Below are 10464 nucleotides of genomic sequence, written 5' to 3'. Positions count from 1 at the left end.
TTGTCAGGTTTAGTATTTAACAGATACTCTTCGATATTTGTTAAATTATCCTTATCCAAGTCTTTGAACTTATCGCTTGGGTCACTATCATCCAAGCCGTAAAGCATCTCGAATATTCCCGGCATCCCGTCTGAATCTTGATCCGTCACACCGATAGGCATTATATCGACGAGCGAGTCATACACACTTAATAACGCAAAGTCACTCTGGCCTGCGACTTGTTGCGGCAAGACTTTCATCATTAGCTCATCTTCTGTGGCTTGCTGTATCAGATACTTTGTTGGTTCGCCATCATCTGTAGGCTTATTGTCCTCGATATAGACTGCCCGCGTTTCTTGAGAGTTAAATAAAGAACTAGGATCGTCAACGATAGCAATGAAGTGCTGGTTTTCTTCATGAAGATCATAAAACGTCGAGTATTCAGCTAAACCGTATGATTTATGCAACAAACTGCCTGCCACCGGCACCTCTAGTGAAGCCAGAGTAAGTTGATGCCCAGATCCGAAGTAGATCAATTCACCATTTTCAGATAACTGAATGGGCCCGCTAAGCGGTTTCTCTGATGATTCAAAAATAGTGGATATTTCATCAGAGGCAATACCAAACGTCGATAAGTCCAAGGTCATTGAAAGTACTTCATTGTTTGGATGATTATCTACACGAACAACTGCAAGAATATCAACCAAAGTAGTGCAGCTGTCATTGCGACAGGCTAATTTAATACTGTCTGGCAAAACATCATATTCGATGTCCACAATACTACCAAGCAGCGCGCCAGCAGCATCAAACATAATCAATTTGTAGCGCTCTTCTAAAGCGGTGGAGTTTCGCGTGAAAACAAACAAGTTATCGCCCAATCCACTTATATGTACAACATCTGAATCTTCAGCAGCGAGCTGAACAAACGGAACCAAGGGGCTGTCACTTTCAAGATTTTGATAATAAATAGCTCCTTCGTCATCTGCAAAATATAACCTTTGTAAGCTTCCTGAAAGCGCGGTTACTACATCACCACTTACCGGTGTATGCGGGAGATAATACGATGTATCTTCAGAAGCCCCCATTCGATATCTGATGATTCTATCCCAGCCTTTACCGGAAAACGTTACGACATTTTGACTCCCTGCACTTATATCATCCCAGCTGCCATTGCGAACTTGGTCGATAGAGGCCTGCCCCGCCATCCACGCGGAATAGCACTTCCTGTCAGAAGGATCATCATTATCAATTACGCCATCAGTTAATCTATGACAACTCCTATCAAGTGGAAAATGATCAAACATCTCTTTCGAGCTTTCCGTGACGTACCGATCAGGTACGCCGTCTGCATCACTATCTATCTTTGACGGGTCTGATATATATGAAAGTTGAACGCAATATTCACTGTTTCCTATGTTACTAAGTCGATATTCATCAGCATTACAAGAGGCTGTGCTCTCAATTAATCTCGGAGGGTTTGCGGAATCATAAATAACTTCATAACGAGATTCGGTGTCATTATTTTGATTGCCATCAAACAAGCCATCTCCATCTGTATCGTTCTTAGCAGGATTACTTTGGGTAAGCAGCACTTCAATACCATCCGGCAATCCATCAAAATCAGTATCTGCAACAATAACTGAAGAATCTTCATTATTTTGATCTAAGTCGTTGACATACAGATCATCATCTATGTCTTCATCGCCATCACTAAGGCCATCCCCATCGGTATCAGCCCTTAAAGGGTCAGATACTTTAAAGTTTTCTTCGTTGGATTCCAGCTCCTGGTAACTTGTATTGATATCGAGCGGATTAATATCAAAACGGGTATCACCATAGGTTTTCTCAATCAGCATGAGCTCGGTATAATCAGTAAGCCCGTCACCATCACTATCCGCTAGAGAAGGATTAGAGATATATCGAATATGAATTTTACCGATAACCTCAACACCCGCATCAAGCTCATCACCTTCAGCAACAAATGGCTCGTTTAGCGAAGTGCCAGCATCATTGACTACAATTCTCGCGACGTCTGTAACGAGATATTCGTAGGCAGCACCCTCGAAGCTATTGGAAGGCGGATTCCAACCAGTAACACCACTCTTTGAATTAAGGTCTATATCGAGATCACGACCAGTCTTGAGCAACGTTAACTCATCAAGACCGAAACCATAGACCCATACTTCATCTCCATCTTTAAGCCCATCAACATCACTATCGTTATTGTCAGGCGAGGTGCCTAAAATATGAACCTCAATGCCATCTAATAACGAATCGTTGTCGCTATCAGGCTGCAAGGGGCTATCATCCTGCCCATCCGCTAGAAAATCATTGTCAGTATCTGGATTTAGTGGGTCAGTTAACGATAACGTAAGTTCTTCATTGTCATCGATCCCATCAAGATCAGAGTCTGCTAAGAGAGGATTGGTACCTATAGCTAGCTCTTCGCTATCAGTAAGCTCGTCGCCATCTGTATCTGAACCAAGGGGGTCTGTGCCTTCCTGATCAGCTCGATTAATTTCATCAAAGTCTGAAACACCATCTTGATCGCTATCCTCTGGACTTGGGCATGATACAGCCTGATAGGCAATGCACGTCCCATAACCCAACTCTTCGATATTGCTTAAGCCATCACCATCTTGATCATCAAGGGCATCATTAACTTCATTGCCATCGCTATCAACAGTATCGAAAAGAGTGAAGGAAAGATTAAGCTCAACATAGTCGCTCAAACCGTCGCCATCACGATCTTCGTCACCATCTCTTATACCATCATCATCTGAGTCAGTATCAAGAGGATCTGTTCCCGTAATCAAAATCTCCTGCCCATCGCTTAGACCGTCGTTATCACTATCGCTGAGTACAGGACTAGTTAACTGATCTGCTATTGAAATGGGAGTACAGAGAACTTCGCTTAACTCAAGACCTAGTTCAGTAGCATCATTCAGGCCATCGAAGTCAGTATCACTTTCAGCAGGATTACTGACTCCAAGTTCTATGAAATCACACAACAAGTCACCATCTGTATCTAACAATAACGGATCTATTGTTAGGTTTACGTCAGGCTTACGTAAACGAAAATCGTCTGAATAACTGTCATAGACATAAGTGACCTCTAAAACGTCAGAAAGCCCATCACCGTCACTGTCTGACAACCTTGGGTCTGAAACCGGGTTTAGATTAGGAAGCTCGGAACATGATACAGGATCGCCTGACAAGCCAAGCTCAAATGCGTCACTTAATTCGTCAGAATCAGTATCGCTAAGTGCAGGGTCTGTTTGAAGATACTCACCATCTTGATCGTAAATATCTTCAAAAATATCACAAATCAAATCACCATCAGTATCTATGTTATTAGGGTTTGAGCCAACCAAAGTAACTTCGACATAGTCAGATAAACCATCTGAGTCGCTATCGGCATTATTTGGGTTAGAATTGCTATGATTTAGCTCGTAGCTGTCAGAGAGGCCATCACTATCACTATCAATCTCACCATCTAGCAGGACTCCATTACGCGACATACTGTCAAGCGGGTCGCCACCAAAGATTACTTCCTGGCCATCTTTAAGGCCGTCACCATCAGAATCAGGGTTAAACGGGTCAGTCGATGCAAAAAACTCCTCTCTATCATTTAAGCCGTCTTCGTCTGAATCGAAACTGAGAGGATCACTGAACACGTCCCCCTTGAAAAGAGCATCACAATTTAATGTAACGATACCCAGCTCTCTGCCATCTGTTAAGCCATCGCCATCCGAGTCTGAATTCAATAAATCTGTTCCTGTTAACTCGAGTTCTTGAGCATCACAGATAAGGTCGCCATCAGAATCATTGTTATCGGGATAGCTGCCTATCGTAATAATCTCATCATAGTCACTTAAGCCGTCGGCATCGGTATCACCTGAAGTCAGGCTGACTCGATGCTCGATACCCAGGCTGTCGGTAAACGAGTATTGTTGTTCGAACAAATCCGATAAACCATCTAGATCCGAGTCCGAAGGCGTAGGACATTCATCACTCACATCAACACAGCTACCTAGACTACGTTCCAATGAATTGCTTAGGCCATCATCATCCATATCTTCGCTATCTGAATCAAAATCCCTAGCAATTATGCTATTAAAATCTGTTGAAAAGTCATACTCTTCAGGCTGGTCGAAGTTGGAAAACTGAGCAAGCGTACCTTCTGCAAATAAGGACTCCCACCATTGAGGTAAGCCGTTGTCATCGGAATCTCCAACTTGAACCACATCAAACCTTAAGCCGGCAGAACCGCTTTCATCAATATTTGAAGGCTGAGTTAGAGCCAAAACATTAAACCCGGTAGGTATTAGAGCAACAAGCTCACGACCGTAATAACTTTGCTCAAGACTCCACTCACCTGTAAGGCCATAACTTAAGCGTAATGCATTATTAGCGCTCATAGATTGAATATGATGATCCTGGTGATAGATACCCAGATTAAAATTACTGCTATTGTCATATTCGAAACTTAAATCATTCGTGTCAAAGGTAACGCCGTTCGAAATATAGAGTTTTGAACCAGCGACCTCTTCTTTCACATATAAGGGTGACACGAGTGTTTGATCTGATTCAAAAATAGTTTGTGACAAACTCTTACCAGGAACATCCACGACAAGTTGCACCAACTCACTGCTATTACTCCTAAAGCCCCATAGTGCTGCGCTATCGGCGTTCTGCCACACGGCCGAAGACAATTGAATATTACTTGAGAATGGTGACACATTAACCGGAGATTGGCCTGCCCCCGCATCTTCAAACATAAAGATATTCTCACTAGCGCCGTCTGCAGAAACTGAAGCCAGGAGAAAATCACCCTGATCAACTAAGGCAATAACCGCTTGTTTTTCGGGAAGCAGATAACTAAGAGTTAGGCTTGGCTCTGCTTGGGTAAGATCAGCACTCCAAATCGAACCATCACTAAACCCTAAGTAGAGTAAATTACTATTGGTGCGCGCGTAATTAGCGGAGGTAATTCTCGCATCTATATCGCCTTTCCCGATTGCCTTGGTAAACCTTCCTTGATCAGCTTGAAATCTAATTACTTCAGGCCAAGTATCGTTAAAAAATAAAACTTCCTGCTTACTAGATTCGTCTATTTGAGGTTCAAAGCTCACTTTGATCTCATCAGCTTTATTTCTGGCTAGCCATGTGGCATAACACGTCCCCTGAGGAACGAAAGACTCAGAAGCATTTTTGTTGTACGCTAACAAATCATCAGGGTATAAAACCTGATATAAGGTCTTATCGTCAATAGCTAGTGAAGACTCCTCTTCACGATCTAAAACCCCATCGTTATCGGTATCAGAGCTTGACGGGTCGGTAAGCGTAAGAGCAACTTCGACACCATCGCTAAGCTGATCACCATCACTATCTGGTATAAGAGGGTTTGTTGAAGTCAAATACTTCTCGACACCATCAGATAAACCATCGCCATCGGAATCAGCGGAAAGAGGTTCAGTGCCGAGTAACAATTCTAACCCGTCTTCAAGTCCATCGTTGTCGGAGTCACTACCATTTACAAGTGTCCCATTTACTAATTCTAACTCATCGGTTAGACCGTCATGATCCTTATCATCACCAATTGATGGGTCCGCATCATCAATTGGGTCACTACCCCAGATGAGCTCAAAACCATCTGAGTAACCATCGCCATCACTATCAAGTAAAACTGGGGAGAGGTTTAATTCACTCTCAGTAAAGTCATTAATCCCATCAGAGTCAGAGTCTCGCAAATGAGGGTTGGTTGAATAGGCGCTTGTAAGTTCCACCAGGTCGGGCAGGCCATCAGAGTCTAGATCATCTGGGCGACCCTCGCCTTCCACTGAACAGTTCTGATCAAACCTGAAATAGTCGCGAAAGTTTGGAACTCCATCGCCATCACTGTCAACAAAAGCGTTTGAAGCATCAGTAGAACCGTTCAACTTATCGATATTTAGCCCTACAAAAGCTTTCGCACCCTCGTATGAAAACGAGTCTTGAACCTCATTGTCTTCAGCAACAAGGGGAGCAAGCTCTAAACGAATTAAATCACCATACCTTAGCTTTTCACCAGGATAGGTAAAATCTTTAACTAAACGATCCAGCTCACCATTTATATACCAACGAGCTTCAAGCGTTTCCAACGCAACAGCGCTGAACTTGGACAAATCTAGACTCACTGATTCGCCCTCCTCAACAACGACGGGAGTAATGGAAAACTCAGTTAGCTCAGAGTCTGTTTCGATAGTGGGGAGCCTAAGTGTTTCAGTACGACCGGACTCCTGCCCTATGCTGTACGAATATTCTACAGATATTACGTCGCCAAACCTGATGTTTGTCTCTGGGTTTGTCGGAAACTCAAAAGAGCTTTCTCCTGGAACCTCAACATCATTAATAAACCAAACTGGTGTGAAATTTGCTGCCGCGTAGAAGTCATCGTTCTCTGTACTACTGATCAATCGTGCTTTAACGCTTGCATCTACCGGATGAAGATTTTCATCCCAGTATTCAGTATCTAAAACAGGAATATAATTACCAAGATCACCTACAAAGACTCCTTCAAGCGTGGCAAGACGAATGTCTTGCTGACTGGAAAAATCTGCTGAGCGTTTAAGGTAAATAGTCGCTTCAATGACATCTCCGTATTCAAGCTTACTGGCTTCGTACAGATACGGATATCGTTTATCAGTAAAACTATATACTAGTGAATCTGTAGATATATCGTTTACAGCCCATTCGACATACAAATGATCTGCTATGTGCGCGCCTGACAAATCAAGCTGACCAGCACTTAAAAGGGGCGGATTTTCATCGTCTGAATAATCAGAGTTTAGGACAAAACCATTAGTCCCAATTAAATGCGTGGAATAACTATATTCTATCAACTGTTCATCTAGCGCTTTGACACTAAGATAGATTGTTAGCGTGTCACCAAATTCACCTTGCCCAGAGTCTAATGACACAGTATCGGTAGAATTCAAGCCTTCGAGTGATTGAACACTGCCGTCCCTATAGCGCTCAATTTCGTAACGTACGGCTATATCATTGGCAAATCGAGTTAAACTAAGGTTTCCTAAGTGAGGGGTAAGTAATCTACCCGGCTCTGGAAACGTCAAACCAAAATTAATACTTACCACATCGCCGTTTGAGTCGAATATTGCCGAGTTAGACGTCTCAGGCTGTATCAATAAGTTCGAACCTAAAAGAACAAAGTTCGAAGTGTCTTCTTCGACACTAGGTATATAAAAAGATGAAACAGATTGTGTAGTTAAGGAGTAATAGCTAATCGCACCTCCGCTAAATGCCAGATACATCCGTCTTAATTCAGAGTCGAACAAAAGCTTCTGTACTTTTTGATAATTACTGTACTTGTCTTTAGGCAGCTGTACGTGACCTAAGAACCTATCCCTATTGCCGCTTTCTCTAATGATAAAATGCCAACTGTCGTCAAAATACCAGTACTCATCTAGGTCTGAGTTGTAAACTTCGGCTTTGCTATCTGTTGCTGCTAAGATGTCAGCAAAACAAGGAAGATTGTCATTAGCGTCTATAACGCCATCTCCGTTCACATCATCAATTCCAGACAACGGTTCAGGGCATTTTTCTCGAAAATCTACAGCATCGACATCAACGACCGAAGCATTTATATCCCCCAAATATATGGACGATTGTTTGTCGCTATAGGTAAGCGTCGCATTTATGGCTTGGCCTGCCTGAAGGTTTGAAATAACTGACAAGTCGCCGGTAAGGCCCTCAGAAGCTGCTAGCTGGAAGGGGCTGGCTTCCTCTTCATCATTGATTTGATATTGGACAGAAAAAGATTCACCAATCAAGTCAAGATCGAGAAACTCTCCGACGTTTTCATTATTGTCACCGCAAACAGGATATAGCTCGCATATTTGATCAGTTGCTTTAAATTGAAGGACGATCTTAGAGCCTGCGTTAACGAACTCGGAGCCTGTCACAGGATCTTGATTTTCGCTTACAACCCTAAATTCAAGTGTTGAGAAATCAAAGATTGTGAAAGGTAGTTCAAATCCGAATTGCTGTTCATCGACCTCTACTGCTTTTGTCTCAGGGTTAACCTGAGCTTCTGTTGTGAGCTGTACATATGCAGAATACGAACCCGCTTTTGATCCATCGATTTTTAGTTCTAAGAAACGCGCACTTCCACTATCGAACAGACGAGAGGAAATAGTCGCATTATGCGTATCAGGTGCTACGTTGATGCTGGAAGCGACCTCTATTTCAACCGACATATCCCCAACCAATATACATTGGGAGTCATGAGGCGCACAGCTTAGCTTTTCATCATCACCTGTCTGAACTTCCTCTATTGGGATTGTCAGAACTAGACTTTGATCTATAGGCATTAGTAAAGCGTCTTCGAATTGCACAGAAACCGAACGCAATCCATCATAACCATTATCGACAATCTCATTGGGAGTTGATGGGTCAGGGTCATCATTATCGAGCATTCCGTCACCGTCAGAATCTACACCACCAGCCGCTCCAACCAACGCTAAATTTTGCAAATAAGAATTGTATTCACCGAAATCAGAGTCTTCGCCAACAAGCAGTTCAAACTCTTGCTCTAACAGTTGGCCCAATTCACTAACGTTCACCGTGGTATCTGGGATAAATGCGGAAGACGGCTCTCTCGTTGCAAAATACGTAAGACTATTTATCGAAGACAAGGATTCAATAAATTCAGAATTCTGCTTGCCATCAATTTGTCCGTCATACAGATCCTTGGCAATCTCGTTTTGAACTACTTCGTAATCTAAATTACTTGCTAACTTAAGAGACTGGAGCATCGCGCCGTAATATTCGATATTAAAGCGATAACGATAGGATGCCTCAAGCTCATCTTGAAAGTACTTCATGTGAGGAAGAGTGACCGGACTGATAGCGAAAATATTCTTCAGCTCATCCCCCTCTGTAATATTAAAAGACCTGGACACAATGCTTTGCGACTCTTCAAGAAGTTCGCTTAAAGCCTGTTCACCAAGATCAAAATAGACATTTTTCTCATTGGCGGCGGAACCCTGATAGCCATTACCATCGTTCAAGCGTTCAACAAGAGGCTGGAGGTTAATGACTTTTTGCTGAGCAATTTCTACCGCAAGAGAAGTAAGCGGGGTTGTATATCGAGAGGGTTGCACCGTAAACAACTCGTCAGATGCCCCTGACTCAAAATCTGCCAAAGATGTAATTAATTCGCCTTCTGCGTTGCGCTGGACAATACCATTCTTAACATAATAACGAGTCTCATCTAATGCTTCATTATCGCCGTATCCGAGAATGTCATCGGTATGGATGATTGATACCATTTTACTCAATATAGGAGCTTTACCACTATTTAGGTCAACGGATGAAGGAACCATGTTTGCTTCTATATATATAAATCCTCGATACTGGCCGACAAACAGCCCTTCCAGTTTCGCGGCACCGTTTGAAGAACCGTAAGATAGCCTATTGGCAGAAACCCCGTTTTCTACATCGGTACTAAGTAAAATACTATCGAATGCTAATTGAGCCTCCTGCTGCATCAGACTCATTAGCTCACTATGCATAGCTTGTATATCTTCAGCGGCGTCAACACCTTCACGCACGCCTAAAAAACTGTAGACAGCTCGATGATTTTGAACGATAGATATAAGGTCTTGATAGGTAATAATGGAGTGAAAGAATGAATTCAAACCTGCTTTGACTGATGGGTTTCCCTCTTTCCGATAGGCTAAATAAACAAGCTCCTTTAGATCAATTACAGGTAAAGATTGAGCTAGGGAATCACGAAGTTCTTTCAAGTTACTAATTGCAACTTGGTCGTTTGTCTCAAGCGCTATTTCAACAAGCGTTTTCTCGTCGTTAGATTCATCAAACGCGACAACATCATAGCGCTCAGCAATTTCTTTACTTGTCATTGCTAATGATTGCAGTTCGCTAAAAGAGTCCTTAAGTGCTGACCAGTGTTCTGCTTTCGTCGGGTCTGACTCTTTAGTTGAGTATTTGGCTACTACCGAATTAACACCTGAAAATGAGCCAACTTCGAGAAGCTCTTCATAAAAGCCATCAACATCGTTCAATTTCCGCTTAAAATCATTTAGATCAGAGTAAGCGGAAAGGGCTTCCGAAACTCTGTCTTTAACAATTGAATTTGTCTCTTCCTTAAGCAAGTCAAATGTGGAATCCTCGTCTTTAACTGGCTTTGTTAGCCCTAGATAGACATCCAAATAGCTTTTAGCTTTTGCAATAGTTCCTGCGTTTTCAACTTTTACTTTGAAATAGTCGAGTTCAGAAACATAGGAGCCTGTTTCAACCAGAGCCTCGAAATCATTCAGCACCTGAGCAGAACTCCGACCTTCAGGTAGAACCAAGGAATCACCATCAATAGATATACCCAGGTCAGCGTATGCCTTAAAAACACCGTTAGCAACAGATTTAAAGTTTGCATATCGCTCTGACTCTAAATCGACGCTATAG

The 10464-nt window shown here is 42.6% G+C and carries 1 pseudogene; it reads right to left on the bottom strand.

Annotated elements, in window-relative coordinates:
* A pseudogene (locus tag A3735_RS31255) lies at nt 1-10464 on the bottom strand (hypothetical protein); the annotation flags it as partial.

The sequence above is a fragment of the Oleiphilus sp. HI0061 genome, from assembly GCF_001635675.1.
The sequence above is the reverse complement of the archived record's forward strand: the minus strand, read 5'-3'. Positions and strand labels throughout refer to the sequence as shown.